32 protein-coding genes and 3 pseudogenes are annotated in these 24,087 nt (G+C 71.5%); 21 read left to right on the forward strand and 14 right to left on the reverse strand.

From position 1 onward, the window contains the following. From KSK32_RS00830 to KSK32_RS00840, 5 genes and pseudogenes are all read left to right on the forward strand, one after another. A partial coding sequence (locus KSK32_RS00830) for a hypothetical protein (protein ID WP_216927977.1) occupies positions 1 to 266 on the forward strand: 266 nt, incomplete at its 5' end. 9 nt (positions 267 to 275) lie between these two features. After that, positions 276 to 407, forward strand: a complete 132-nt coding sequence (locus KSK32_RS34130; protein WP_256451490.1) for a hypothetical protein — start codon at positions 276 to 278, stop codon at positions 405 to 407. Between the two features lie 240 nt (positions 408 to 647). Further along, positions 648 to 767 (forward strand): annotated as a pseudogene (locus KSK32_RS34860) (hypothetical protein); the annotation flags it as partial. Between the two features lie 185 nt (positions 768 to 952). Beyond that, positions 953 to 1,297, forward strand: a complete 345-nt coding sequence (locus KSK32_RS33115) for a hypothetical protein (RefSeq protein ID WP_254186904.1) — start codon at positions 953 to 955, stop codon at positions 1,295 to 1,297. Positions 1,298 to 1,550: 253 nt separating this feature from the next. Next, entirely contained in the window at positions 1,551 to 1,712 is a 162-nt protein-coding gene (locus KSK32_RS00840) for a hypothetical protein (RefSeq protein ID WP_216927979.1), read from the forward strand. A gap of 77 nt (positions 1,713 to 1,789) precedes the next feature. Here the strand turns inward: KSK32_RS00840 and KSK32_RS00845 are convergent, their stop codons facing one another. The 6 genes and pseudogenes from KSK32_RS00845 to KSK32_RS34460 all read right to left on the reverse strand — a co-directional run bounded on the left by KSK32_RS00845 (position 1,790) and on the right by KSK32_RS34460 (position 4,224). Further along, the gene (locus KSK32_RS00845) at positions 1,790 to 1,987 is read right to left on the reverse strand and encodes a hypothetical protein (RefSeq protein WP_216927980.1); all 198 of its coding nucleotides are present in this window, start codon (positions 1,985 to 1,987) and stop codon (positions 1,790 to 1,792) included. A 99-nt stretch (positions 1,988 to 2,086) separates the two neighbouring features. Continuing rightward, the gene (locus KSK32_RS00850) at positions 2,087 to 2,359 is read right to left on the reverse strand and encodes a DUF4235 domain-containing protein (protein ID WP_216927981.1); all 273 of its coding nucleotides are present in this window, start codon (positions 2,357 to 2,359) and stop codon (positions 2,087 to 2,089) included. Next, positions 2,356 to 2,637: a DUF3618 domain-containing protein gene (locus tag KSK32_RS00855; protein WP_216927982.1), complete on the reverse strand. Its 282-nt coding sequence runs from the start codon at positions 2,635 to 2,637 to the stop codon at positions 2,356 to 2,358. Before KSK32_RS00855 ends, KSK32_RS00850 begins: the two co-directional genes overlap by 4 nt. Further along, a complete protein-coding gene (locus KSK32_RS34865) occupies positions 2,634 to 2,843 on the reverse strand; it encodes a phage holin family protein (protein WP_374226685.1) in 210 nt (69 codons plus the stop codon). The genes KSK32_RS00855 and KSK32_RS34865 overlap by 4 nt, the downstream gene beginning before the upstream one ends. 44 nt (positions 2,844 to 2,887) lie before the next feature. Then, positions 2,888 to 3,937, reverse strand: a pseudogene (locus KSK32_RS34870) (YhjD/YihY/BrkB family envelope integrity protein); the annotation flags it as partial. Continuing rightward, positions 3,910 to 4,224: a YhjD/YihY/BrkB family envelope integrity protein gene (locus KSK32_RS34460; protein WP_308163618.1), complete on the reverse strand. Its 315-nt coding sequence runs from the start codon at positions 4,222 to 4,224 to the stop codon at positions 3,910 to 3,912. The pseudogene KSK32_RS34870 and the gene KSK32_RS34460, both read right to left, overlap by 28 nt. A gap of 315 nt (positions 4,225 to 4,539) precedes the next feature. Here KSK32_RS34460 and KSK32_RS00870 point away from each other — a divergent pair, with 315 nt between their 5' ends. The 4 genes from KSK32_RS00870 (at position 4,540) to KSK32_RS00885 (ending at position 8,658) form a co-directional block, all read left to right on the forward strand. Further along, complete coding sequence (locus tag KSK32_RS00870) at positions 4,540 to 4,926, forward strand: ATP-binding protein (protein WP_216927983.1); 387 nt, start codon at positions 4,540 to 4,542, stop codon at positions 4,924 to 4,926. 109 nt (positions 4,927 to 5,035) lie between these two features. Continuing rightward, positions 5,036 to 5,464, forward strand: coding sequence for a PRC-barrel domain containing protein (locus KSK32_RS00875; RefSeq protein ID WP_216927984.1), 429 nt, complete (start codon positions 5,036 to 5,038; stop codon positions 5,462 to 5,464). Between the two features lie 235 nt (positions 5,465 to 5,699). After that, positions 5,700 to 7,196, forward strand: a complete 1,497-nt coding sequence (locus tag KSK32_RS00880) for a PP2C family protein-serine/threonine phosphatase (RefSeq protein ID WP_216927985.1) — start codon at positions 5,700 to 5,702, stop codon at positions 7,194 to 7,196. Between the two features lie 898 nt (positions 7,197 to 8,094). Beyond that, positions 8,095 to 8,658: a hypothetical protein gene (locus KSK32_RS00885; RefSeq protein ID WP_216927986.1), complete on the forward strand. Its 564-nt coding sequence runs from the start codon at positions 8,095 to 8,097 to the stop codon at positions 8,656 to 8,658. 82 nt (positions 8,659 to 8,740) lie between these two features. On the opposite strand, the gene KSK32_RS00890 is transcribed toward KSK32_RS00885, so the two are convergent. Next, positions 8,741 to 9,931 (reverse strand): FUSC family protein, encoded by a 1,191-nt coding sequence (locus KSK32_RS00890; RefSeq protein ID WP_216927987.1) that lies wholly within the window; start codon positions 9,929 to 9,931, stop codon positions 8,741 to 8,743. 243 nt (positions 9,932 to 10,174) lie between these two features. On the opposite strand from KSK32_RS00890, the gene KSK32_RS00895 reads away from it, so the two are divergent. Then, complete coding sequence (locus tag KSK32_RS00895; RefSeq protein WP_216927988.1) at positions 10,175 to 10,753, forward strand: dihydrofolate reductase family protein; 579 nt, start codon at positions 10,175 to 10,177, stop codon at positions 10,751 to 10,753. Positions 10,754 to 10,801: 48 nt separating this feature from the next. On the opposite strand, the gene KSK32_RS00900 is transcribed toward KSK32_RS00895, so the two are convergent. Continuing rightward, positions 10,802 to 11,725, reverse strand: coding sequence for an NAD-dependent epimerase/dehydratase family protein (locus KSK32_RS00900; protein ID WP_254186905.1), 924 nt, complete (start codon positions 11,723 to 11,725; stop codon positions 10,802 to 10,804). A 228-nt stretch (positions 11,726 to 11,953) separates the two neighbouring features. Between KSK32_RS00900 and KSK32_RS00905 the strand changes: the two genes are divergently transcribed. Together KSK32_RS00905 and KSK32_RS00910 are read left to right on the forward strand one after the other, a co-directional pair. Continuing rightward, on the forward strand, positions 11,954 to 12,175 hold the full coding sequence (locus KSK32_RS00905; RefSeq protein WP_216927989.1) for a hypothetical protein: 222 nt from the start codon (positions 11,954 to 11,956) through the stop codon (positions 12,173 to 12,175). Continuing rightward, on the forward strand, positions 12,176 to 12,433 hold the full coding sequence (locus KSK32_RS00910; RefSeq protein ID WP_216927990.1) for a hypothetical protein: 258 nt from the start codon (positions 12,176 to 12,178) through the stop codon (positions 12,431 to 12,433). On the opposite strand, the gene KSK32_RS00915 is transcribed toward KSK32_RS00910, so the two are convergent. After that, on the reverse strand, positions 12,415 to 12,816 hold the full coding sequence (locus KSK32_RS00915) for a hypothetical protein (RefSeq protein ID WP_216927991.1): 402 nt from the start codon (positions 12,814 to 12,816) through the stop codon (positions 12,415 to 12,417). The genes KSK32_RS00910 and KSK32_RS00915 overlap by 19 nt on opposite strands. Between KSK32_RS00915 and KSK32_RS00920 the strand changes: the two genes are divergently transcribed. Continuing rightward, positions 12,791 to 13,456: a low temperature requirement protein A gene (locus KSK32_RS00920; RefSeq protein WP_216927992.1), complete on the forward strand. Its 666-nt coding sequence runs from the start codon at positions 12,791 to 12,793 to the stop codon at positions 13,454 to 13,456. The genes KSK32_RS00915 and KSK32_RS00920 overlap by 26 nt on opposite strands. A 20-nt stretch (positions 13,457 to 13,476) precedes the next feature. On the opposite strand, the gene KSK32_RS00925 is transcribed toward KSK32_RS00920, so the two are convergent. Both KSK32_RS00925 and KSK32_RS00930 read right to left on the reverse strand, forming a co-directional pair. After that, complete coding sequence (locus KSK32_RS00925; RefSeq protein WP_216927993.1) at positions 13,477 to 13,689, reverse strand: hypothetical protein; 213 nt, start codon at positions 13,687 to 13,689, stop codon at positions 13,477 to 13,479. A gap of 151 nt (positions 13,690 to 13,840) precedes the next feature. After that, positions 13,841 to 14,635 (reverse strand): hypothetical protein, encoded by a 795-nt coding sequence (locus KSK32_RS00930; protein WP_216927994.1) that lies wholly within the window; start codon positions 14,633 to 14,635, stop codon positions 13,841 to 13,843. A 177-nt stretch (positions 14,636 to 14,812) separates the two neighbouring features. Between KSK32_RS00930 and KSK32_RS00935 the strand changes: the two genes are divergently transcribed. The 3 genes from KSK32_RS00935 (at position 14,813) to KSK32_RS00945 (ending at position 16,807) form a co-directional block, all read left to right on the forward strand. Then, positions 14,813 to 15,559, forward strand: coding sequence for a hypothetical protein (locus KSK32_RS00935; RefSeq protein ID WP_216927995.1), 747 nt, complete (start codon positions 14,813 to 14,815; stop codon positions 15,557 to 15,559). Positions 15,560 to 15,643: 84 nt separating this feature from the next. Continuing rightward, positions 15,644 to 15,814: a DUF1080 domain-containing protein gene (locus tag KSK32_RS00940; protein WP_216927996.1), complete on the forward strand. Its 171-nt coding sequence runs from the start codon at positions 15,644 to 15,646 to the stop codon at positions 15,812 to 15,814. Positions 15,815 to 16,012: 198 nt separating this feature from the next. Next, entirely contained in the window at positions 16,013 to 16,807 is a 795-nt protein-coding gene (locus KSK32_RS00945; RefSeq protein WP_216927997.1) for an SGNH/GDSL hydrolase family protein, read from the forward strand. A gap of 575 nt (positions 16,808 to 17,382) precedes the next feature. Here the strand turns inward: KSK32_RS00945 and KSK32_RS00950 are convergent. Together KSK32_RS00950 and KSK32_RS00955 are read right to left on the reverse strand one after the other, a co-directional pair. Then, positions 17,383 to 17,994 (reverse strand): hypothetical protein, encoded by a 612-nt coding sequence (locus KSK32_RS00950; protein WP_216927998.1) that lies wholly within the window; start codon positions 17,992 to 17,994, stop codon positions 17,383 to 17,385. 592 nt (positions 17,995 to 18,586) lie between these two features. Next, positions 18,587 to 19,050, reverse strand: a pseudogene (locus KSK32_RS00955) (aminoglycoside phosphotransferase); the annotation flags it as partial. Between the two features lie 192 nt (positions 19,051 to 19,242). Here KSK32_RS00955 and KSK32_RS00960 point away from each other — a divergent pair. After that, positions 19,243 to 20,046: a hypothetical protein gene (locus KSK32_RS00960; protein WP_216927999.1), complete on the forward strand. Its 804-nt coding sequence runs from the start codon at positions 19,243 to 19,245 to the stop codon at positions 20,044 to 20,046. A 158-nt stretch (positions 20,047 to 20,204) separates the two neighbouring features. On the opposite strand, the gene KSK32_RS00965 is transcribed toward KSK32_RS00960, so the two are convergent. Next, positions 20,205 to 20,936, reverse strand: coding sequence for a hypothetical protein (locus KSK32_RS00965; RefSeq protein WP_216928000.1), 732 nt, complete (start codon positions 20,934 to 20,936; stop codon positions 20,205 to 20,207). Positions 20,937 to 21,148: 212 nt separating this feature from the next. Here KSK32_RS00965 and KSK32_RS00970 point away from each other — a divergent pair, with 212 nt between their 5' ends. From KSK32_RS00970 to KSK32_RS00985, 4 genes are read left to right on the forward strand one after another with little or no spacing between them, the layout of a single operon-like run. Next, positions 21,149 to 21,934 carry a hypothetical protein gene (locus KSK32_RS00970; protein WP_216928001.1) on the forward strand — a complete coding sequence of 262 codons (786 nt, stop codon included), beginning with the start codon at positions 21,149 to 21,151 and terminating at the stop codon, positions 21,932 to 21,934. A gap of 16 nt (positions 21,935 to 21,950) precedes the next feature. Continuing rightward, complete coding sequence (locus tag KSK32_RS00975; RefSeq protein WP_254186906.1) at positions 21,951 to 22,637, forward strand: class F sortase; 687 nt, start codon at positions 21,951 to 21,953, stop codon at positions 22,635 to 22,637. A gap of 60 nt (positions 22,638 to 22,697) precedes the next feature. Beyond that, on the forward strand, positions 22,698 to 23,315 hold the full coding sequence (gene sigK, locus KSK32_RS00980) for an ECF RNA polymerase sigma factor SigK (protein ID WP_216928003.1): 618 nt from the start codon (positions 22,698 to 22,700) through the stop codon (positions 23,313 to 23,315). Beyond that, positions 23,312 to 24,031: an anti-sigma factor domain-containing protein gene (locus KSK32_RS00985; RefSeq protein ID WP_216928004.1), complete on the forward strand. Its 720-nt coding sequence runs from the start codon at positions 23,312 to 23,314 to the stop codon at positions 24,029 to 24,031. Before sigK ends, KSK32_RS00985 begins: the two co-directional genes overlap by 4 nt. Positions 24,032 to 24,087 lie beyond the last annotated feature (56 nt).

Genomic DNA, 24,087 nt, shown 5'->3' on the forward strand with positions numbered 1-24,087 from the left:
CGAACGAGCGTGGTGAACGCCGCCAAGGCATACCTGGCACGCCCTACAAGCGGCTACGGGTCGTGCGGGACCGAGGGTTGACTGCGAGTGCCTCACCCGCCACGCCATCTGGACGGCACGAAGGCCGCACCGGTCGGGGACTACAGCTGAACTACTGGCTGCAGGGGCAGATCAATCAGGGGCGGCGCACCAACAACCCCAGGCCCGGGGACCTGATCTTCTGGGACACGGACCCGCACGACGGATCCGTTACGGAGGCGACCTGACCACCCGGGGTGTACGTCGGCAACAACCGCGCCATCGACGCCAACGCCTACTACGGCTACGTCAAGTACGACACCATCACCCTCGGCGGCACCGAACCCGACCCGATCTTCGTGGACGTGCTGACGCCCAACGGCTACTGAGCGGACGTAGGGCCGGCCGGTGAGCACCGTAGACCACCGGCCGGCCCTCACCAGGGCCCAGCCGCTGCCCCACCGGCGGTCAGCCGGTGCCGGCGGTGTCGCAACGGCCGGCCGACCACCTCCGGACCACCACGAAGCCGTGGTCCCCGTCAACGCCACCCCGGTACCGCACGGCACAGCGGTGACAGCGTTGGTAGCGTGGGCAGGCGGCCCGGCAGCCCACCGTCACCGGAGAGACAGATGGCCCGCCCCAAGGATCAGGACCACCAGCGCGCCCACGTCACCGCGGCGGCTCGCCGCGCGATCGTCAAGCACGGCCTGGCCCGCGTGCGGATCCGGGACATCGCCGATGCGGCGGGCATGTCTCCCGGCACCGTCACCTACTACTACCGGCACCTCGACGACCTGTTCCAGCAGGTCTTCGAAGACGCCGCCGACCGGTTCCACCGCCAACGAGCGCACGCGGTGGAGCAACACATCGACCACGCCAGGAAGCTGGCGGCCGCGATCGACGCCGGCTTGCCTCATGGTGCCGACGACGAACTGTGCTGCCTGCTCTACGAGTTCTCCCCACGCGCGCGCCGCCGCCCCGACCACGCCGCCCTACGCCGCAGTCTCTACGACCGCAGGCCCAACTGTACGAGGATCTCCTCGACGCCGGCAGCGACCAGGGCGCCTTCACTCTCGCTCTACCCGCTGCGGAAGCCGCCCGCAACCTCGTCGCACTGGAGGATGCCTATGGCTACCACATCATCGCCCGCACCTCCGTCACCTCCGAGCAGGCCCGCGCCTACCTGCTCAGATACGCCAGCCACACGACCGACCGAATCGACCTGACCAGCGTCACGGCGGCGAAGTACGACTCCCCCGCAACGGGAACGGTCACGTGACGCGCCACAGCGCCATCCCGCAGGTCGAGCGGAGCCCGGTTCGAGGTGGGACCAGCATCCCTCCGGCCAGAGGCGCTGCGTTCGTCGGTTCCCGAACACATGTACGGTGATCGCGACATCGTCCGCACCGCCGGCGCTCCTCAGCAGGTTCACCCGCCACTGCTCGGCCACGCCGGCCGGACGGGCGGTGTGGCACTGACATGGCCGCACAGAGCCGAGGAGCGAAGGCCATCCTCCAGAGCGAGGTCGTCGCATGACCTTCGAAGCTGTCATGGAGCAGCAGTCGCTGCGTCTCGCCGACCTGGCTCGACGGGTCGCGGAGGTGGACCAGTGGATCCAGGTGCTTCTGGACTGGATCGAGGCAGCCGCACAGGACCTGTCGCTGGCGACCGTCACCGACGACCGAGCGGTGTGACGCGGCGGTTCCGCACGTCACCGCCGCGCCGGCGGGCCTGCCTGCCGGTGTCAGCGGCTGCCCGAGGCGCGGACACGCTACTCGGGCGTCGGCAGCGTAGGGGTGACCTTGGGCTTGGAGAGCAGCTCGACGATGGCAGCCCGGGCCTGGGCGGCCGTCGGGTTCGCGCGCAGCGCCTGCGCCTGCCCGGTGAGCTGTTCGTACTTGCCGCGGCCGGCGCGGGCGCCGAGCACGTAGCCGACCGCCAGGCCGGCGGCGAACCTCGTGACCTTCATCGTGTTCCTCTCTGACCCTTGGCCGAAGATGGTGCTGCTCTCGCAGGCGCGAAGTCGTCTGCCGTTGCCGCACGTCGATGCGGCGACCCGGGTGCCCGGTCAGCCTGGCCAGTATCCGGTGACCCGGTGCACGGCGACGGCACCAGCCCGGTCGACGGTGGCCTTCACCGCCGCGAAGATGGCGCCCTGGATCGCGGCGGCGATGACGATCTCGCCCCACCCACGGTCTTGGTCGGTGGCGTGTGGTGCGTCCTGTTCGCCCTCGACGAGCTTCCACACCTGCTTGAACAACAGCCCCGACACCAGTCCGGCCCCGACGCCGAGCAGGAGGCCGACCGGTCGGTACGCGACCTTCGCCGCGACGTGACTCACGCCCGCCGCCGCCGGACCAGAAGGGCCACCAGCACCGCCAGCACCGCCGCCGCGCCGACCACCGCCAGCGGCACCGCCCCGGCTGCCCCCTCGATGCGACCTGCCGCCGTCGTGACCTTCTCCCGAGCCTGCGCGGCGGCGTCCTCGACGCCGGCCTTGGCGCGGGCCTTGACGTCGGTCCTCGCCGCCAGCGCCTCCACGGTGTCACCGAGAGCGGCGCGCGTCTGCGCGATCTCTGCCCGCAACTGCTGCGGGTCCGTCGGTGTGCTCTCACTCATGACGATCGTCCCTCCCGAACCGCGGTCTTCACCGCGTCCACGTCCGCCGCGACCCCGGAAACCGCCTCCTGCGGCACCAGCGGCGTCGCCGCGCGCAACCGCCGACGGCCGAGCAGCGCCAGCACCGCGGCCACGGCGAACACGAGCACCAGGACGACCAGGACCGCAAGCCACAGCGGCCAGACCAGGTCCAGCAGCACCACCACGCGAGCGCCAGCAGCAGTCCCAACCCGTACAGGCTCAGGACCGCGGCGCCGCCGAACAGTCCGCCACCGGCTCCGGCCCGCCGGCCCTTCGCGACCATCTCCGCCCTGGCCAGCGCCAGCTCGTCACGCATCAGCGTGCTCACCTGCTCGGCGGCCCGGGTGACCAGTTCCGACGTCGACATCGTCTCCGGCGTACCGGAGGGCGACTCCTGTGCACGGGTGGTTGCGTCTGGCGACACCGGGGCCTCCTCGTCTGGCTGCTCCCGTGATGCCCCCAGCGGTCGCGGCGCAAACGCCAGGATAGCTGCCCCCGAGTGGGGACGAGCGCCGTCGTCGGCGGCGTCCCGCTGCGGCGAGGGTGGCCGCTCACCCGGTCGCGCCGCATGCGTCGTCGCCTCGTCGGAGCGGTCGCCGTCGGCTGCGGTCCGTGGAGGCAGGACGGGATCGTCGGCGGGCTGACCGGCCTGCAGTGCCCTGCCACGCTGCACCTCGGCGTTGATCTCGACACCGAACAGGACGGCGCCGTTGACGAGGTAGAGCCAGCCCAGGAACGCGATCACCCCGCCGAGCGTGCCGTAGGTCTTGTCGTAGGAGCCGAAGTTGGCCACGTACAAGCCGAAGCCGAAGGACACGATCGCCACCGCGAGCAGGGTGACGAAGCCGCCCACGGTCAGCCAGCGGAGCCGCGGCGGCTGCACGTTCGGCGCGAGCCACCCCAGCATCGCCAGCATCACCATGGCGATCAGCACCAGGGCCGGCCACTTGAGCACGGACCACAGAGTGCGGGCGGTCTCGCCGATGTCCAGGGCGTCGCCGACGGCTCGGGTGACCGGACCGCTCACGATGAGGATCACCACGACGACGGCCATGAGCAGCAACGACACCGCGGTGATGAGCAGTTGCAGCGGGCGCAACTTCCAGAAGGGCCGCCCCTCCCGCACCCCGTGGATCACGTTGGACGCCCGGGTGTAACCGCCGACGTAGCCCGACGCCGACCACAGCGCGCCCAGCAACCCGAAACTCAGCAGCGCCCCCGCGCCACCCTGGCTCGACACCACCTCCTGGATCAGGTCGCGCAACTGCTGGTCCACCACCGCCCCGCCCCCAGGTCGCGGAGCAGGTCGACGATCGTGTCGACGGTGCGGTCACCCTCGGAGACCAGATTGACCAGGGCGACGACGACGATCGCGGACGGAAAGACCGCCAGCACCGCGTAGTAGGTCAGACCTGCCGCCAGGTCCGTACAACTGTTCTTCATGAACCCCTGCGCCGCGCGCCGGAACACTCCGCGCCACGCCGCCGCGCGCATCTGCCGCAGCCGCTGCGGCACCTGACCACTGCCGGCGGTCACGCTGTGGGCCGCTGATCCGTTCCTCGCCACTCTGCCCTCCTTCGCGCGGACAGGACGCGACATGCCCTCGCCGGTACCCCGCCGAGACGATCCGGTAACAGGAGCGGCCCGTTCGGACCGGATTGTCGGCCGGCGACGTCGTCGACCAGCCTAGACACTCCCCTGCTCGATGGCTGAGAAGCGGCGCTCACCTGATCCGGGTCAGGTGGCATGGACTGCTCGATCCACGCCGGGTCGCCCGAACGTGCGGTGACGGCGCGGTCGGGACGCGGGCAGTGCCCGGTTCGCCGACGCCAGAATGATCGACTACGGTACGGATGCGGTGGAGCGGGGTAGGTGTTCGGTATGGACTCGGTGCGGATGCCCTTCGGAGGCAGCGCTGACAGCGCGCCGGTCCGCCAGGCTGCCCGGAAGATCCTTGCCGACTGGGACGCCGCGCATGTCGCCGACGACGCGCTCGCCGTCATCACGGAACTGATGCACAACGTCATCAGGCACACCGACGACGGTGGGAAGCTCGAGCTGACGCGTCAGGCGGACGCGATCCTCGTCGAGGTGTTCGACAACTCCACCCGGCAACCCCGACGTCTCGCGCCGGACCCGCATCGGATCGGCGGGCGGGGCCTGCTGATCGTGGAGGCCATGGCGCGCGAGTGGGGCGCGCACACCATCGACGACGGCCGGCCCGGCAAAGTGGTGTGGGCGGAGATCCCCCTCGACCGGCCCGCCTGATCTCCTCGGCCGGGCAGGGGTGCTACGCGCCCCCATGACGGAGTCAGCCCACCTGACCCTGGGTACTTTACCGGAGCAGGAACGACGCTCGTCAGGACCGGAGGTCGCTGTGCAGCCGTTCACCCCCTGGACGTGGCGCGAGAGCTTTCTCGACGCTGCCCGCGGCACCGAGGATCCGGACGCGGGCCGCTCGGCCGGCAGCCCGCACGCCGACATGGTGGGCTACTGGGTGGAGGCCACCGACGGACAGATCGGCTCGGTCGACCGGGCCAGCTACGACGTCGGCGACGCCCTGCTCGTCGTGGACACCGGTCCTTGGATCTTCGGTCGCAAAGTGCTTCTGCCCGCGGGCACCGTCGCCTACGCCGACCACGACGCACGCACCCTGTTCGTCGACCGCACCAAGGAGCAGATCAAGAACTCCCCTCGGTACGACGAGGCGGACTTCGACACCGCAGGGTTCCGTCAGCGTGTCGGGGACTACTACGCCTGCACGTACACCGCTTCACTGGACGATGGCGAGCACGATCGACCCTGACCACCACGGCGGGGTGCGGACAGCGAATCGGTGAGGGCTGACTCACGACGCGTAGACGTACCTCGCGCCTGTCACTTCGGCGCCGCTACCACGCAACGCGGCTGCCGGGGCTTCGACCAAGGATCATCCGCCGCGAAGGAGAGCCCCTGCCGCCCGAAGCGGCAGGGGACCTCTCTTCCTCGCGATCGAGCACGGGGATCGCTGCCACTCGAACCCGATCGGATCTACCTTCCTGATGCCCCGCCAGTCCCGTCGCCAATCATCGACCTCGACTGCGAGTCCGCGTCGGGCGTCTGACTCTCGCTTCGTTTCGTTCCCGGACCGGCCCTCGACCGGCGCTGGGGCGAACGTCGTCGGGCGGCGCGGCCACATCGACGCCGGCGGCGTATCCGACGGCGTGAGCGAAGGTGATAATGGCTGGGATCCACCGGACGAGCGGATCACGCATCGCGCTGACGTCAGCATCCATGTCGCAGCCGGGAGAAGGGGATCTGCCGTGCTCAGTGACGCCGACCGGCCGGTGGCGCCGTCCACCGCCGCACCGTCGACGGTCGGGCGTCCGGCGTCATCGTCCGCAGCGGTAGATCTCGCGGTCCTGCTCATCGAGGATGATCCCGGCGATGCGCTGCTCACCCGGGAACTGCTGGCGGACAGCGGCCTGGGCACCCGGTTCGCGCAGGCCAGCAGCCTGACCGAGGCCGCCGCCACCACCTCGACGCCGGACTGTGTACTGCTTGACCTGCACCTGCCCGACAGCCGCGGGTTGGCGGCGCTCAGGCAGGTGCTGCACCGATGGCCGGACGCGGCCGTGGTGGTGCTCACCGGCCTGGCCGACGCCGCCACGGCCACGGCAGCCGTCGCCGCCGGCGCCCAGGACTACCTGATCAAGGGCCAGATCGACGGGACGCTTCTCGGGCGCACCGTCGAGTACGCCGTTCAGCGCCGCCGGGTGGTCGTCACGCAGCGGCAGTTGCGGGACAGCCGCATGCAGGCCAGCGAGAACCTCCGGCTGCAGCGGGGCCTGCTCCCGACACCGTTGATCACCGATCCCACGTTGGCGGTCACCAGCAGATACGTACCGGGGCGAGGACGATCGCTGCTCGGCGGTGACTTCTTCGACCTGGTGCAGGACAGGGACCACACGATCCACGCCGTCATCGGTGACGTCTGCGGCAACGGCCCGGACGAGGCCGCGATCGGCGTCGGCCTCCGCGTCGGATGGCGCACCCTGACCCTGGCCGGAGTGGACAAGACCTCCCGGATGCGGCTGCTGGAACAGGTGCTGGTGGCCGAACGACCACGCGAGGCGATGTTCGCCACCGCCTGCACCATCCGCGTCACCCCGGACCGCTCGACGGTGGTCGTCGTCAGCGCCGGCCATCCCGCACCCCTGGTGATCACACCCGACGGCGCCTACCCCGCGCCGATCCGTCACCACCTCGGGTTGGGCATGTTCCCCGGACGGGGCCGCTGGCAGGAGTCCATCGTCACCCTTCCGAAAGACGCGGGACTGCTGCTCTACACCGACGGAGCCTACGAAGGGTTCGCCGAGGACGGAACCCGGCTCGGCGAGCAACGATTCGTCGACCTCGCCGGCAGGTTGAGCGTCACCACCGATCCCGGCGACTTCCTCACCGCTCTCCTCACCGAGATCAGGCGCGGCGACGACGGCCGACACAACGACGACACCGCCCTGCTCCACCTGACCTGGCCTGGAAGCGACGGAGGATGAGGCCTGACCGTGTCGCCTGCTCCGCCGCGTCGGCCGCCGCCTGCGGCGAGGACAGGCACCGCGGCTGCTCACCTCAAGCCTCCTCCTGCCGGTCCCCCTCGTGCTCGCGCTGGGCTCAGTTCGACGGCACGTCTCTTCCGTACCTCCGATCGGGAACGGAATTGGGCGTCCGACGACGCGGTATCCAGCCCAGAAACCGTGCGTGCAGGTATCGGGTCGGTTCCGCGGGTAGGTCGGTCAGAGCCCGCGTGTAGCAGACGCCGAGGTACTGGAAGACGGCTCCGGGCGCACGGCGGTGCTCGTCCCTGAGGCGATCGCGACCGGCTCGGCACGGCCAGGGTTGGGCGCAGTCGCCGCAGTACCAGTCGGGCACGACCGGAAGGTGCCGCCGCTTCGCAGACATCGGCGCCGCGGTTCGGCGCAGGCGGCGCATCAGCCGCTCACCGACGAAGAAGTCGATCGTGAGTTCCCGTGGCGCGTCAGACTCCCGATGCGGCATGTTCACATCCGTGGTCCCTCCTGGAAGGGTGCGCCCCGCATCCGCGACGGTAACTTCTGCGAACGGGACGGACTGACGGAAAGCGCTGACCGGCGAACAGGCCGGGCCGGTGCCCCGGCCTGAGCATCGGGAGTGAACCGCAGGCCAGGAACCCAATCAGAATGTCACGGTACGCAATCTGCGGAAAACGACAGTGGGGCGGCTCGTCCGGCCGTATCCGCCGTGGCGATCAGTGCGCAGGGCACGGTACCGCACCGGAGCGCGGTCAACCCGGAGACATTCTGGATTCGTCACGATGGCAGGACGGTGCGGCGCCCGAGACCGTGTCCATGAGGTTCGGGCCCGACGGTGTTCCATCAGACTCGGACATCCCCGCGGGTGTTCGGTACGTTACGTCACGTGGTGTACGACGCGAGCGATCCGACCGCAGCTCCCCGGGCGCGTCAGCGGGACCACGTGAGTGACGCGTGGATGCTCGCGGAGGCTGAGACCGCTCGACGGCGGACCCCTGAACCGGGCGCGGTCCGGGTGCTCCTCTTACCGCGCCGGTCCGACGCGGTCGATCGGTCGCCGGCCGTGGTGTGGTTCGCGCCGGGGCGCCCGGCGATGACCGAGGCCCTGAACGGACACGTGTACGAGGCGCAGGTCGAGGCCGCGATCGTGCTCGGGCTCGCCCGGTGGGGGCACGCGGCGTCGCCACCGCCGGCACCCGGATGGTACGCGCGCCGGCACGCCATGGGCTTCGCGCTTCACGACCCGACGGGACTGCCCTTCGCCGGCGGCCTGATCGAGGTGCCGGTCGGCTGGACCACGACGGCTTTGGTCTCGGGCGTGATCGCGGCCTATGGTGTGCCGGCCGGGAGCCTGCCCCCGACGGGCGACGGCCGCAGGATCGCACAGCTCATGAGCGCAGCCCGCCGACTCGGCCTCATCGCCGCGGGTCGCGTGCCGCTGCGATGGTGAGCCGGCGTGGTGCGGCCCGCCCCGGAAGCGCGCCGGTGGCGCCCCACCACATTCTCCCCGCTCCGTCGTCCGTTTCGAGAGCTCAGGTAGCCGTCGTCCCGGCGTCGGCCGCCGCACGGACGATCCGGTTCGCCTCGGGCGATGGACAACCGGTCGCCCGAAGGACGTCGCTGGCGGCCGTCCGCAGGTCGGCGACGAGGCCGTCGCCGTACGTGCGCAGGCCGCCGCTCCGGGCCGCCGCGGCCAACTCGACCGCCTGTCGGGCCATGTCCCGGCTGTGCGCGTGGCCGCTTCCGCGGTGACTCTCCCGCCGTAGCTGGTCGATGGCATCGGCGAGGCGGGCGATCCCCCGGGGCAACGACCAGGGCATCAGCTCGCGATACTGCAGCGCGTTCGCTGCCCAGCGGGACATGCCACGCGCGTCAACGACCAGGCGCTCCAGGTGCTGGGCGATGTCCGCGTACCGGTGGAACTGCTGCCGGCGGCGCCAACGGACCGGTGCGAGCGTGACCACCTCGTCGGCGCCGGCCAGCGCCTCGTGCATCCGACCGAGGTCGTCGTCGAGGTTGCGGAGTTCCTCGAGCACCCGTACGGCGGCTTCGGCGTCCCGGTCGACCAGCGCGCGCGCAACCCGGTTCAGCTGACCGGACAACGAGTCGAAGATCGGCTTGGTGGCCTTGTCCAGGATGCGCAGCGGGTTGACCGGCAGCAGCAGGGTGACGACGGCGATGCCCACGACCGCACCGACGAGGGCGTCCAAGATCCGTGGGAGCTCGAGCCCGCGTTCCATCGGTGCGAGCGTGGCGATCAGCACCGCCGTGCCGCCGGCCTGACCGACGAGGGCGCTACCCCGGCCGGAGAGCAGCAGAGCCGCGGCGATCGCCAGAGCGACCATCACCCCGGTCTGCCACGGGCCCGACCCGAGCAGGAACCGCAACCCGTCGCCGATGGCGATCCCGAGCCCGACGCCGGCCAGCAACTCGACGGTACGCCGCGCGCGTTGCCCGATGGCCGTCGCGATGGTGCCGACGGCCGCGGACGGCGCGAACACGTGCGCCCCCGGGCCGAGCAGGTGGTCGGCGAGAACGGCGGCGGGGGCAGCCGCCAGACCGGCCTGGACCGAGATCACCAGGATGACCTCCGTCTGACGGAGGCGGACCCGGCCGGCGGCCTGACCGCGCCGCCGCGCGCTCACGACGTCCCGCTCACCGTGTTCGGCCGCCGCGCGCCACGCCGCGTCGGCGGCGCGCCCGTTCCGCCGGTCGTCAGCCACACGAGTCCTTACCCGTCATCAGGTGCCCGAATCCCGCTTCGGGGGCGTGCGGACCGCGCGGCGAGGTCCCGGTACTGCGCCCGCCGGAAGCTGGCCGAAAACGGCGCAGGCGCCGCCTCAACCGCGGGGGAACCGAGCGCTGGATGCCTCCGACCGACTCGTGGCACGCTCGCGATCGGGTACGCAGACGCGGAGAGCGGGACGTCCACGCCGCCCTTCCACAACAGAGACGAGAATTTTGTCATGACCGCCACGTATACCTGGGATGTCTTCTCCACCGTCGACGGCTACGGCTCCTACGACCGGACCGGCGACTGGGGCGGCTACTGGGGCAAGCAGGGCCCCGAGTTGCTCGAACACCGCGCTGCCCTCTTCGGCACCCCACAACGGATGGTCTACGGCGCCACCACCCTCCGCGAGGTCGCACAGATCATGACCTCGGGCCTCGACCCTCACTCCTCGGACGAGTGGAACGTCCGGCTGATGCGCATGCCCGCCACCGTGATCTCCTCCACGTTGCACGACACCCTCGGCTGGCCGGACGCGACCATCGTCAGCGGCGATGCCGTGAACATCGTCGCCCAGCTCAAGCAGACGTCGGACGTGCCGCTACGCTCGCAGGCCAGCCTGTCGCTTAACCGGGCGTTGATGGCCGCCGGACTGGTCGACCGATTCCAGGTGACCATCTTCCCCGTCATATCCGGACGGAGCGGAACCAGCCCCGTTCTGCACGGCGCGGACGACTTCGACCTGGAGTTGCTCGAGAGCCGGACCCTCGACGGCCACACCCAGGAGCTTGTCTACCGCCCCACCCTCCGATGATGCGGCGACCCATGGTGCCCGACTCGGCGCGCCCGAAGGTCCGATCGATCAGCCGGCGAGCTGCCGACGGCGCGGTGCCAGATCCCCGAGAAGCCGCTCGCGCCGGTCGTGCCAGGCCAGTGAGTCGGCGATGCCGGTGGCGAGGTCACGTCGCGCCCGCCAGCCCAGCAACTCACGGGCCCGGCGACCCCGGGCGTACGCGCCGGCGGCGTCGCCGGGCCGACGCGGCGCCTCCCGAACCAGGACCGGCCGGTCGACCACCGCGACCAGTTCCAGCACCGTGGTGCCGGTGCCGCTGCCCAGGTTCACAGCCACGTGCGGAGCGGCACCGACGGCGAAGATGTCATCGAAGCGTTCCAGTGCCCGCAGGTGTGCCGCAGCCAGGTCCCAGACGTGCACGTAGTCGCGAAGTCCTGAGCCGTCGCGGGTGGGCCAGTCGAACCCGTTGACCGCGAACGGCACACCGGCTCGGTGCGCGAGCATCAGCCGGCCCAGGGCGTGCGACGGCACGGAGGTCTGCAGCCCGGTACGCAGCGCCGGGTCCGCGCCGATGGGGTTGAAGTAGCACAGGGACAGCACCCGCAGCGGGCTGCTTGCCGCGATGTCGGCGAGCATCCGCTCCACCACCAGCTTGGTCTGCGCGTACGGGCTGCCGGCCGCCAGCGGCGACGTCTCGTCGACGCCGATGTCGGCGTCGGGGGCGTAGATCGCCGCGACGAGCTGAAGATCAACCGGTGTACGCCGTGCGCCAGCAGCCGGTCGACGAACTCCAGCGTCGCCGAGCTGGAACGCCCGTCCGCGGCAGATCTCCCGCCGCCCGATGACGAGGTTGTCCAGCACCACCGGCGTGTTTCCCGCATCGGTCAACGCCGAGGCGACCGTGCTACCGATGAACCCCACTCCGCCCGAGATCAGCACCCTCACCAGCAGACCTCCCCGGGTGACCGCCACCACGACCGGTGACGCCGCCATCTGCATCCTGGCCGCAGGCCACCGTTCCTTTCCGGCATCGACGGATCGGCGCATGGACGGTAAGTTCGACGGATGTGCATGGCTGGCGGGGCGTCGCGCGGGTACGCGGCGGCCCAGGTCGGACGACCCGGTCGAATCGGGAGGCAGCATGACGCAGCAGCACATCGGGGTCGCGGTGGTCGGACTGGGTGGCACCGTGGCGACCACGGCGATAGCCGGGTAACTGACGTGCCTCTGCTCCCGTACGCCTGCGGCCACTGGCAGCGCTGGTTCGCGCGCCCGCCGTCCTGTCCGGTCTGCACCGACATGCGCAACGCGCTGCCCTCCGACGGCCGGCGGTTCCTCAGCGCTGACGAGGTGGCGGTAGGGCAGGCCCGCTCGGCCGTCGTCGCGCCCGGGGTGACCGGCTACTGGAGCGAGCCGCGGCTCGGTCTCGGCAGCAGCGGCTGAGTGATCGAGACCGATGTCGGCCTGGTCGGCTGGGAGGCGGCCGGTCGGTATCCGGCCGCGGCCCTCGCCGACCTGCGCGCCTGCGGCGGCCTGGTGGCGCTCGGCGCCAGCCACGTGCACGGGTACGGCGCCCTGTGGCAGCTCCAGGACGAATTGGCCCCACCGTTGCTCGCCATCGGCATCCACGACCTGGCCTGGACCAAGGCGTTCCAGGTCACTTGCCGACCGACGACCGGCAGCTACTCGCGCCCGGGTTGACCATGTACCGCACCGGCGGCCACCTCCCCGGGCACAGCGTGCTGCACGACGAGCGGCGCGGGATCCTGTTCGGCGGCGACCTGATCAAGGTGGAGCTTGCCGGGTAAATGCCGGTGGGGCTGTCCTACCACGCCCAGATCCCGCTCTCGCAGGACGAGTCGCGTCAGGCGCGCGACCTGGTCGAGGAGTTGGACTTCGACGCGGTCGCCACCCCCTTCGAGTACGCGGCACCCGTCGCCCGCAAGCAGGTGCTCGCCCTGTTCGACCGGCACCTTCGCGGGCAGCCGCTGGCCGGCCCCATCCCGATCGAGGATCTGACAGTTCGGCTGCCTGCTGCTGGTCGCCGTACCGGTGCCGGTGAAGCCGTGGCTGTTCGTCGCCACGGCCGCCGCCGAACTCAGCGTGCCTCCGGCCGCCGAACGCGGACGGCCCACCCCGTGGAACCCCCGACACATCGCCGAGCGGTACGGCCTGTTCACCATCATTGTGCTCGGTGAGACGATCGCCGCCGCCTCGGTGGCGCTGCAGTCCGCCGTGGACGGCGCCGACCAGCTCGACCAACTGTTGCCGATCGCGGCCGGTGGCCTGTTGATCGTCTTCTCGTTCTGGTCGATCTACTTCGCCGTGCCCGGGCGCGACCGCCTGCTCGACCGCCGATCCGGCTTCAACTGGGGCTACGGCCACTACGTGGTCTTCGCCTCCGCCGCGGCGGTCGGCGCCGGCCTGGAGGCAGCCTTCGAGCACGCCGTCGGACGCGGCACGGCCGACGTGACCGCCGTCGCTGTCGCGGTGACCGCGCCCACCGCCATGTTCGTGCTCGCCGTCTGGCTCCTGCAGACCCGCCACTACAAACGAGGTCGGACAGAGCAGCTCATCGCACCGACCGCGGCCGCGCTCACCCTGGCGGCAAGCTTCACCGGCCCACTCGCCGTGCCCCTAGCCGGCCTCGTCACCGCCGCCGCGGTCGTCGCCAGTGTCAGCGTCGTATCACACCGTTCCCACCGACGCCGCCACCGCCACTGATCGCCGCCTGTCGTCCGACGTCACCGGTCGAGGAGCACGGTGAGCAACGCCCAGGCGGCCTGGCCGACGAGTCCCGTCGCCGCCACCATGACCGCATACCGCCCCGCCCGCAGCATCGTCGCCGGCCGGGAGGACTCGCGATGGGCGAGGATCGCGTATCCACCGGCAGCGGCGCAGGCCAGGGCGATCATCCACCCGGCGAACAGCAGACCCTCGGGCAACGGCAGCGCCACGGTGAACCTTCCGACGGCGGAGTGCTCACCGCCATTCAACGCCGCTCGTTCCCCGTGCGGGCCACCGCACGGTGAACACCGTCCGAACCGGTGGCGACGCGGCCGTCATCCCTGCCGGTCAAGCGTGCTCGCGTCGGTGGGGCAGGCTCGGTCATGTGCGGTCGACGACGAGGTCGGAGACTCCCGCGACCGCGTCGACGTCGTACCGGTCGGTCGCGGTGTCCCAACCGCTGGGCGTGAGCACCGTGCCGCCGGCCACTCCAGTTCGCTCGGCACCGTCCACGCTCATCCGGCCGGCACCGCCCGCCACCCGAACCCGCACCGGCGCGTCGCCGGCCAGGTGGACCAGCAGCCGACTCGCCCCACCGGTCATCGCCAGCCGCACCGTACGCTCGGCGGGCGGCAACGTGACCTCCGCGCGGCTCGTGCCGGCCGTCAGCTCGACCTCCTCGATCCGGCCGCCACGCAGGTCGAGCACCTCCTCCTGGGCGCCGCCGCCGAGCCGGACACGCCACCGCACGTCGTCGTGCAGCGCCACCTCGACCAATGCCGGACCCGCGCCGCCGGCGGCGGCAAGACCAGCCGTCACGGTGCCGTCGGACACCGACACCGCCGGCCGGACCTTCGCGCCGGTCGGCGTCGACACCCGGTACAGGTCGTCCCCGAGATCGGCGGTCCGCACGCGCACCGCGTCCGCGCCGTCGACCAGCACGAAGACGGCGGAACGCAGGTCACCCCGATCCGCCGCCACGGTGTGCCGATCCTCGCCACCGGGACTGCGGTCGGTCCACGCGTGGCCGTCGCCGCCGGCGCCCGGGCGGCCGGCGTCCCGTGGCTCGCCGGCCCGGCAGCCGCCAAGCAGCGCCGCCAGCAGGAGAAGCCCCACGACTCCTCCACCCGGCCCGCGTTCGATCATCCGCCGCACCATCCCAACCGTCTGCGTCACGCCCCGGTTCCTACCCCGTCGCAGCGTGGGCGACTCCCCCGGCGTGCGACGCCTCCCCGGAAGGTTCTCGCCGCCCCGATGCGTCACCGGACGGTAGGAGTGGGCTCCACCCGGACGGGGCACTGAGCCCCACGTGAGCACGTTCGCCGGACACGTGCCGTCGAGGAGAGGAAGAGGATGCGACGCCCCACCGTCATGCTGGCGACAGCCCTGGTCATCCTCGGGACAACCGGGCTGAGCGGCTGCACCGGGGAGGAGGCCGCCGCCCCGGCGGCACCCACGACGCCGGGCACCGCCACGACCACGGGCACGCCGAGCCCCGCCACGCCGACCGCCGGCGCCCCGGGCAGTGGCACCGGGCCGGGCTGTCCGGCGAACGAGGATCGGATCCCGCCGGGTTCCCGCAGCGTATCGACGGGCGACCTCGACCATGACGGCCGGCGGGACACGCTGTTCCTGGTCGATGACGGGGAGAACAGCATCGGGGTCCGGACCGCGACCGGCCTGACCACCTCCACCCGCTTCTCCGTCGCCGAACCCAGCGAACTGGAACCGCACGGCTTCCTCATCGCCGACGGCTCGTCGTTCATCCTTCTCGGCGGCTCGCGGCAGGCATACCTCTTCGCGTTCGTCGGATGCCGAGTGGTCGTGACGCGCAACGCCGAGGGCGAGCAGTACCGGTTCGACAACGGGTTCGCCCGGTCCGGCACCGGCGTCGGATGCCTACGCGGGAGCGACGGCCTGACACTGGTCGGCCTTCGAGCGGAGAGAACGACCGACGGCGACAGGTACCAGATCCGCCGCACCGTGATCGAACCGATGCAGCTCGGCCGGTCCGCCCGCAATGGGCCGACCAGCGTCAGCGAGACCGGCCTGACCCGCGAGGCCGCCTTCGACAAGGTTCGCACCGGCTATCCGTGCTGAGGCATGTGCTGCTGAGGCCGTAGCCGGTAATCGATGTCTCTCCCCGGCGGCCGGAGCGGGCCGTCGGCCCCCGGACAGGCGCGCATGAGCCTGCGGTGCAACGGTGTGCCGGTACACGACGACACCGAGGTCACCGGCCCGCGCGGCGGTGGCGCCGCCGAGACGGCAACCGGCGGGCGACTGCGGCTCCAGGATCACGGCGATCCCGGAGCAGACGTCCGGCAGCGCAGCAACTGGCGCGAACCGCTGACCTGAGGCCCGTCGGTCAAGGCGGAGCGGGCGGCCGCCCTCGCCGTCACCAGACCATGAACCCATCCATTTTGCTCGATAGATTTCATCGACGGCAAGGCCGGCTGCGACAAAAAGCGCCAGCCATGGAATCGACTCCGATAATTGTTACTAGCCAGTAGACGACGTGTTACGAAGTGGGCCCCATCCCCCTGGAGGTCCCGCATGACCCGTCGCCCCCTGGCGCTTCTCGGCAGTCTCGCCACCGGCCTGCTGCTCAGCCTCGGTCTCGCCGCCCCCGCCTCCGCCGCCGGCACGGACTACACCGCCCTCGGCGACTCCTACTCCTCCGGTGTCGGCACCAACAACTACGACAGCGGCAGCGGCTCGTGCCGGCGCAGCCCGCAGGCGTACCCGAGGTTGTGGGCCAACAGCCACGCACCGGCGAGCTTCCAGTTCGTCGCCTGCTCCGGCGCCACCACGCGCGAGGTGCTGAACAACCAGCTCGCCGCGCTGAACGCCGGCACCGATCTCGTCACGATCTCGATCGGCGGCAACGACGCCGGTTTCGCCGACGTCGTCACCACCTGCCGCCTCGGCTCGGACAGCGGATGCCTCACCGCCGTCAACAACGCCAAGTCCTACATCACCAACACGCTGCCCGGCCGCCTCGACGAAACCTACCGGGCGATCCGCAACCGCGCGCCCGGCGCGCGGGTTGTCGTGCTCGGCTACCCGCGCCTGTTCGAACTCGGCTCCTGCGGCTTCGGCAGCATCAATGCGTACAAGCGGGGCCTGCTCAACGGCGGCGCCGACACCATGTCCGGCGTCATCTCCGGCCGCGCGTCGGCGGCCGGCTTCACCTACGCCGACGTGCGGGGCCGCTTCGCCGGACACGGTGTGTGCGCCAGCAGCCCTTGGATCAACGGCACGACCTTGCCCGTCGTCGAGTCCTACCACCCCAGGGCCAGCGGCTACTCCGGTGGATACCTACCGGCGCTCACCGCCGTCACCGGCTGACCGAGCGCCTCGGGCCCGACCGACCGGTCGGGCCCGAGGCGCTCCGCGCCTCAGCGTCCGACCGGATCTGGAGGGTCATCGGCTACCGGATCCGGAATGCGTTCCCGCCGGAGTGTCGGGCCGGATCGCGCCCCTCCCTGCCCGTACTCACCCCGAAGTCGATCCCGGCTGGCGCGACGCGACCCAGGCCGGGTACAACCCCGCGTTGCCGCTTCGGTGCCGCCCGCAGGTGCCCCGGCACGGCCCGTGCCCAGCGACCAGGGATGGGCGCAGGCGGCGCGACAGCCGCCCATGACGGAGCCTCCTGAACCGGTCGACTCCGGACCGGCCCGTCACGCCCACCAGCGGCCGGGACCGATGGATCTATCGGACGACGAGTCAGCCACCACATCCGCCGAAGCTCGTCACACTTCGCCGGGCGAACGCAGGTAGGACACCGGCAGGCAAGCCCGCACGATTCGGTAGCCCAGCGGGGGCAGCAGGATACGTGGGGCCGCAACCACGCAGAGCGCCATGCCACCGGCTCCGACCGTCGCGTCGCAACGGTCACTGGCCCAGGCGTCGTGGGTGTCGACTCACGGTTCGGGTAGGCGGGACATGACCCGCCGCTGGAAGCGGATCTGCGCCACGAAGGCGAGAACAGCGATCACGACGCCGGCACTGATGCCCGTCACGAATGCGGTTCTGGCCAGAGCCAGCAGCAGCGCCACGGCAGCGCCGGCGAGCAGGGAATTGATCGCTGCCACCATGGCGGCAGCGGTGTAGAGCATCGCGAACCGGCTCGGCGGCACCCCGGTCGCCGCCCAAGCCACTCGTGCGTTGCCGCCCGGGGCGACGGCGTCGGCGAAGAACTGGCCGTCCGGCTCGAACTGCTCGTGGTAGTACGCGCGGATGCGACGGATCCGCTGGAGGTCCACCGCGTTCTCCACGGTGGTCTGGGTGAGGCGTACGAAGGTCAGCCACCCCACGACCAACAGCGTGGGCATCACGGCGGCCAGGTACGCCGCGGTGACCGTACCCTTGCCGGCGACGAAGCCGAGCCCGATCAGCCCAGCCGACAGCGTCGACAGGAACACGGTGGCGCGACCCACCGACTCCGCGACCGTTGCCGAACGCGATGTCTGCAGCACGAAGTGCTCGGTCGTCAACGCCGTTACCAGAACCTGCGCTCGCTCCTGCTCCGTCACCAGCTCCCCCGTCCTCGCACGACCGCCGGGTGCGACGTGTACCCGGATCGAGGCCCACCACACGACGACAGCCTCCCGGCGGCGGCACCACACCGGACGTCAGGAATTTTCCCGTACGTCTCCGAGCTGCCATACGGCGAATGCTGGTGGTACCTGCGGCCAGCCCCGCCGACCTCACGCGCGGCGTCCACGTCGCGGTGGTGGATGCTGGCGAACGGAAGCCCCGGCCGCTTGTCCACCTGTTTGGCCGCCTCCTGCGCGACGACCCGGATCTGTCAGCGCAACCGCTGAGTGAACTCACGATCGGGCGCCGAAGCCCGTCGACCTCCGGCCCAGAGGTGTCGACACCGCACTGAACGTCGTGCACATTCGGCACCCCAGCCACGCTTCGGGCCCGGCGACGTTGATCGTCGCCGGTCCCGGAGCGTGGCGTGGAAGCACCTGGATCCCCGGGTCGCACCTGCCCAAACCTCGACCTTCGGCCCGTCTGGACTGGTCGCCGGGCTGCGCGCCGGCGTGGGGCTGGCCCGCCAGCCGACGGACCCGCGCCGCCTTCGCGTCACGTCGTGCAGGAGGCCAAGGCGGGGTTCGGATCGGAATGCGGGCAGGCTGCCAGTGCCTGCTGGAGCCGGGCCAGAAGCGCGCCGGCCGCCCGCACCTGGGCCAGATCAGAGGGGTCGAGGAGTTCGCCCGCGATCACCCGCTGCAAGCTCATCGAGGCGTGACCGGCCTCGACCTGAAGGCGCCCGTCCCGCGCCGGAACGGGCGCCGAAACCGGCAGACCCCGTCCGTCCAGCCAACTCGTAATAGGCGCGATCTTCGCGAGCCTCGGGAAACGGTCGCGCACCACCGACCATTCGCAATCAGCCGGCCCACGGGTGTGTCAACCCACGCGAGCGCGTTGCCGCTGCTCATCACGATCCGCTCACAGGAGTCGACCCGAACACCCCAGTGCTCGTCGAGCATGTCGGCGACCCACCGGCCAGCCGACTCACCGCCGCTGAAGCCGAACCTTCCACCCAGCGTGGCGGCGGGGTCGTACGCCTCCCACAACATCTCCAGCACCGGAGAATGCGACTCGCCCCATGCGCGGTATCCCACCACACTCTGCCGAGGTGTCACCCAGGTGGCGGCTCATCCCCTACCACCACTCGGCAGCCGCGCTCGCTCCCGAACGGTACGGGCGCGGGCGAGCGCCGTGATCGTCGCCGTCGACGACAGACCCATCCGTCAGGCAGCCGCCTCCGAATGCAGTTCATGGCCTTCGATTACGGTCCGTACACCCGTGGGACTGCCCGCCGCGGCGACGGCGTGGACTACGACGTCTTCCGACGCCAGCCTCTCTCGCCCGGGGGGCTACGCTGCCTGCGCCATCTGTGTGACCTCTGCCATCCGCACGACCTGCTGGTCGCCCCGGCGCACACCGAACCCACCGACACAGCCATCCTGACCAGATGGATCTATGAGAAGGACTGGCATCGGGAGGTGCTGGCCAAGGTACTCACCGCACACAACGTCCCGACCGGCACGCCGCCTGTGACAGCGGCGCCGTGCAGGATCGGTCGACGTGGTCGCCGGGGGCCGGCCCGGTGGGCTCTACGCCATGGCGTCAGCGGTGACGACGCCACCGCCATCCGGATGACGTGGGGCGCGATCAACGAGTGGATGACCCACAGCTGCTATCACCGGCTCGTCCTACGGGAGGAGCACCCCGTCCTGACCGACGTCCTGCACCGGGTGACGAGTCTGGAGATGCGACATGCCGCCTACTACGCAGGCCAGGCCCACGACCGGCTGGCCCACTCGGCGCGCGTCCGTCGCCTGACCCGCTTCGCGCTGCGCCACTTCTGGGCACCGGCCGACGCGGCGAGGATGCCTCGGGTCGAGACCTCACACCTGATGCGGTACCTGCTCGCCGACGAGGCCGGTTGGCAGGAGATCCGGCAGCTCGACGATCGGATCGAGAGGCTGCCCGGGCTCGCCGGTCTGGGATTGGTGCGTCGGGCGCTCCGGCGATACGGAGTGGTCGATCCGTCGACCCGACGAGCATGACCGGCGGTGTCAGCGCGCGTCGTCGTGAAGGTCGGAGACCGACAGGTCACGGGTGAGGGTCGGAGACGCGGGCTCGACCTCACGTACCGCCGGAGGGACCTTCGCTCCGGACGCTCCGCCTGCGCCCGGGACGGGGTCATCACGGCGCGACGCGACCGCTACCCGCGACGAGTCGCCGCGCTCCCGACGGCGGCCACGAGCATGACGACGCCTGCTTCCGCCGCGACTCTGACGCTGCGCGGCCTGCCCATGGCCAGCGCGGTGGTCAGCAGCCCCCAGCCGGATGCCGCGGCGAGCGGCAGTGCACCCCGCCGGCTCCGGACGACTCCGGCGGCCAGCGCGCCGGCGGCGGCGAACAGGCCGGCTGCGGATGCCGCCACCGTGCGCGGGGCGGTCCTGCTCCCACCGGAGGCGACCCCGGCCGCCGCGAGGTTGACCACGCCGGCCAGAGCTGTCCAGCCCAGGAGCAGGCCGGTGCTGGCCGGCGAGACGGCCGTCCACGCCGTCGTGGGGGTGGCGCGCTGCAGGCGGACGTGAGCCGCGGCGGCGAAGCCGACGGCCACGGACAGCAGGAACGGCGTCGCGGCGAACCGATCACTCTGCGCGGCGAGCGACCAGGCGGTGTTCGCCGCGTAGGCACCGGCCCGGGGCCATCCGCTGAGGCGGCTGACGGGATGGCTTCGACCTTCGGGCAGGCACCGACCTACGGTCGACAGGGCGCACCCGGCGAAGACCGGCGCCCAGACGACGAAGGCGTAGCCGGGTGGGGTGATCACCGTGTCGAAGCGGCGGGTCTGTTCGCCCTTGCCGAGCAACGGGCCGAGAACAGGTACGGCGATGAACGCCGCACAGGCGCCACCGAGGGCCAGTGATCGCACCCGATCGTCCACGTCTCCTCCGATCGATCGGCATGTCCGGGCGCTCGCCCTGGCGTCGACGTTACCGAAGCAGCAGACGGCACGGTGCCACCGCGACAGGCGGGTGGCCCGGTCGCCGGTCGAGAAATGTGCGATCCGGCACCAGTCCGGCGGGCGGTGGGCGACGAATCCCTCCCGACAGCAACGACACCAGCGCCGTGACCAGGCGGAGACGGAGACCTGTTGTGAGACTTTCCCGAGCCCTGCTCGCCCTGCCCGTGGCCGCGCTGGCCCTCTCGGTTCCGGGCGTCGCGCACGCCGGCGAGAGCGTGCAGGTCCGGTTGCAGGATCTCAACGAGACCGGCGCGACCGGGACCGCGACGTTGACCGTGACGGACGGAGGCGACCTGCAAGTCATGATCCGGTCGACAGGCATGACGCCGAACTCGCCGCACGCCCAGCACGTGCACGGCGCGGTCAACGGCATGGACTTCCACTGTCCGGACAAGTCCGCCGACGCCGACGGCAACGGCTACGTCAGCACCGAGGAGGGCCTGAAGATGTACGGGGACATCTTCATCTCGCTGACCACCACCGGGGACACCACCAGGGCCAGCGGCCTGGCGGTGGACCGGATGCCGAAGGCCGACGCGCGGGGCAACCTCAGCTACGAGCGCACCATCCCCGCCGCCGAGCTGCCCGCCGGCACCATCGAACACCTGAAGGACCTGCATCTCGTGCAGCACGGCATCGACGCCAACAAGAACGGCGCGTACGACATGGAGGCGCTCGGGGAGTCGACGTTCGCGAAGTCCGTCGGCGTCAACGGCATCCCCGCCGAGGCCACCGATCCCGCGACGTGCGGCATGGTCAGCGGCGCGGCGGCCGGCTCCGTACCCGCAGGGGGTGTCGCCACCGGCGACGGCAGTACCTCCGGCGACACGCCGGTCATGTGGTCGGTGGGTGCTCTCGCGCTGCTCGGCGCCGCCGGTGCGGTGGTCGCCCGCCGCCGGCTCGCCGGCGGGCGCTGAACCGGAGGCGGTGGTGATGGACACCGGCGACGCGCGAGTGCCGGCCGGCCGCCGTCGGGAGCGCGCCACGCTCCTGGCGGTGGCCGGCATCCTCACCCTGACGGCGGCCGTGACGATCGGGTTCGCCGTCGCCCAACCGGGCGGAGAACCGCCCCGACCTGACGTCTCGGCTGCGGCGCCGGCCGCGGATCCGGCGGCCGGCCCGGCAATTAGGCCGGGCGAGTTGACGTCGGGCCCGCTCATGTCCTCGTCGCCGCCAACGCGGGTGTCGATTCCGTCGCTGCGGGCCACCGCGGCAGTCGTCGCCCTCGGCCTGCAGGCGGACGGGGCGATGCAGGTCCCGGACAGCGCCGCCGACGTCGGGTGGTTCACCAGGGCGCCGACGCCCGGAGCGCTCGGCCCGGCCGTGCTGGCCGGCCACGTCGACTGGAAGGGCCACCGCGGAACGTTCTTCGGTCTGGGCAGGCTGGCCGTCGGTGCCGGGATCACGGTCGACCGGCAGGACGGCAGCAGCGCGATGTTCACCGTGACCAGGGTGGCGCAGTATCCCAAGGACCGCTTCCCCACCAACGAGGTGTACGGGGCCGTCGACCACGCGGCACTGCGCCTGATCACCTGCGGCGGCGAGTTCGACGACAACACGCAGCACTACCGCGACAATGTCATCGTCTACGCGCGCCTCGCCCATGCCCATCCCGCCTAGCACGTCGGGTACGCGTAGGCGGCACACCCATCGTCCCGTATGCGGAAGGACCTGCCGAGAATGAGCGGTGACCCGGAACAGGCGCGGCGGCTCCGGCCGATACCGCCCGACACCGCGACGCCGCCGACCGCCGAGGAGTTGCTGGCGCGCGTGGCGCGTGGCGACGAGACGGCGTTCGCGTCGCTGTACGACGTCGTGGTGGGCCGGGTCCTCGGGCTGACTCGCCGCGTCGTTCGCGACGCGGCGCAGGCGGAGGAGGTGACGCAGGAGGTCATGGTGGAGGTGTGGCGCACCGCCGGCCGCTTCGACGCCGGTCGTGGCTCGGCCCTGGCCTGGATTCTGACCATGGCGCACCGCCGGGTCGTGGACCGGGTGCGCTCGGAACAGGCGCACACCAGACGGACGTCACAGGTCGCCGCGGCCGAAGCGCACGTTCCCTACGACGAGGTGGTCGAGGACGTCACCGCGCGGCTGGAGCGGGAACAGGTCCGCCGGTGTCTGGGCCGGCTGACACCGGTCCAGCGGGAAGCGGTGACCCTCGCCTACTACGGCGGCCACACCTACCGCGAGGTCGCCGAGAAGCTCCGGACACCGCTGCCGACAGTGAAGACGAGGATGCGCGACGGCCTGATCCGGATGCGCGACTGCCTCGGCATCGAGATCGAGGGGCGGGCATGAGCGGCGACATCCACACCCTCGCCGGTGCGTACGCTCTCGACGCGGTCGACGACGTCGAGCGGGCGGCGTTCGAGCGGCACGTGGCCGAGTGCGAGCCGTGCCGCACCGAGGTGGCCGAGCTTCGGCAGACGGTGGCGCGGCTCGCCGACGAGACCGTCGTGGCTCCACCGCCCGGGCTGCGGGAGCGGACCCTGGCCCAGGTGGCGCGCACCCCGCAGCTGAGGGGCCGCGCCGCGGGCGCCGGACGGCGCGCAGGAAGGTGGCGACAGCTCACCGTGGCCGCAGCCGCAGCCGTTCTGGTGGCCGGCGGTGCGAGCGCGGTCACCTGGACCGTGAGCAGCGGACGGATCAGCGACGAGCGGGCGAGCGCCGACGAGGCCCGGCGCATCGCCGCCATCCTGGAGGCCCCCGACGCCCGGGTGTTCGAGCGGTCGCTGCAGCCCGGCGGCGCGGCCACCGTGGTGGTCTCGCGCGAGCGCGACCGCGGTGTGGTGCTGCTGCGCGACCTGCCCGAGCCCGGCCGCGGACGGATCTACGAGCTGTGGCTCATCCGCGGCGGCGAGCCCCGCAAGGTGGGGCAACTCGGCGAGGAAGCGAGGGCGGCGACCACTGTCGTCGGTCCGGTCGCCGGTGCGGGCACGTTCGGCGTGTCCAACGAGCCCCGGGGCGGCTCCGCCGCTCCCACGCGGATCGTCGGCACCGTCGAACTGAGCTGAGCCCGGGCGCGCCGGGCCGCAGCCGCGGCCCGCAGATTCTCATCGCCCGTTCCCAT

The sequence above is a fragment of the Micromonospora sp. WMMB482 genome (assembly GCF_019038635.1).
Taxonomy (GTDB): domain Bacteria; phylum Actinomycetota; class Actinomycetes; order Mycobacteriales; family Micromonosporaceae; genus Micromonospora; species Micromonospora marina.

Coding starts and splice junctions, on each gene's coding strand:
- KSK32_RS00985 (WP_216928004.1), top strand. CDS start 23,312: ATGAGCGGCGACATCCACACCCTCGCCGGTGCGTACGCTCTCGACGCG.
- sigK (WP_216928003.1), top strand. CDS start 22,698: ATGAGCGGTGACCCGGAACAGGCGCGGCGGCTCCGGCCGATACCGCCC.
- KSK32_RS00855 (WP_216927982.1), bottom strand. CDS start 2,637: ATGAGTGAGAGCACACCGACGGACCCGCAGCAGTTGCGGGCAGAGATC.
- KSK32_RS00975 (WP_254186906.1), top strand. CDS start 21,951: ATGGACACCGGCGACGCGCGAGTGCCGGCCGGCCGCCGTCGGGAGCGC.
- KSK32_RS00900 (WP_254186905.1), bottom strand. CDS start 11,725: ATGGCGGCGTCACCGGTCGTGGTGGCGGTCACCCGGGGAGGTCTGCTG.
- KSK32_RS00940 (WP_216927996.1), top strand. CDS start 15,644: ATGAGCCTGCGGTGCAACGGTGTGCCGGTACACGACGACACCGAGGTC.
- KSK32_RS00935 (WP_216927995.1), top strand. CDS start 14,813: ATGCGACGCCCCACCGTCATGCTGGCGACAGCCCTGGTCATCCTCGGG.
- KSK32_RS00870 (WP_216927983.1), top strand. CDS start 4,540: ATGGACTCGGTGCGGATGCCCTTCGGAGGCAGCGCTGACAGCGCGCCG.
- KSK32_RS00945 (WP_216927997.1), top strand. CDS start 16,013: ATGACCCGTCGCCCCCTGGCGCTTCTCGGCAGTCTCGCCACCGGCCTG.
- KSK32_RS00895 (WP_216927988.1), top strand. CDS start 10,175: ATGACCGCCACGTATACCTGGGATGTCTTCTCCACCGTCGACGGCTAC.
- KSK32_RS00840 (WP_216927979.1), top strand. CDS start 1,551: ATGACCTTCGAAGCTGTCATGGAGCAGCAGTCGCTGCGTCTCGCCGAC.
- KSK32_RS00880 (WP_216927985.1), top strand. CDS start 5,700: ATGCCCCGCCAGTCCCGTCGCCAATCATCGACCTCGACTGCGAGTCCG.
- KSK32_RS00845 (WP_216927980.1), bottom strand. CDS start 1,987: ATGAAGGTCACGAGGTTCGCCGCCGGCCTGGCGGTCGGCTACGTGCTC.
- KSK32_RS00960 (WP_216927999.1), top strand. CDS start 19,243: ATGCAGTTCATGGCCTTCGATTACGGTCCGTACACCCGTGGGACTGCC.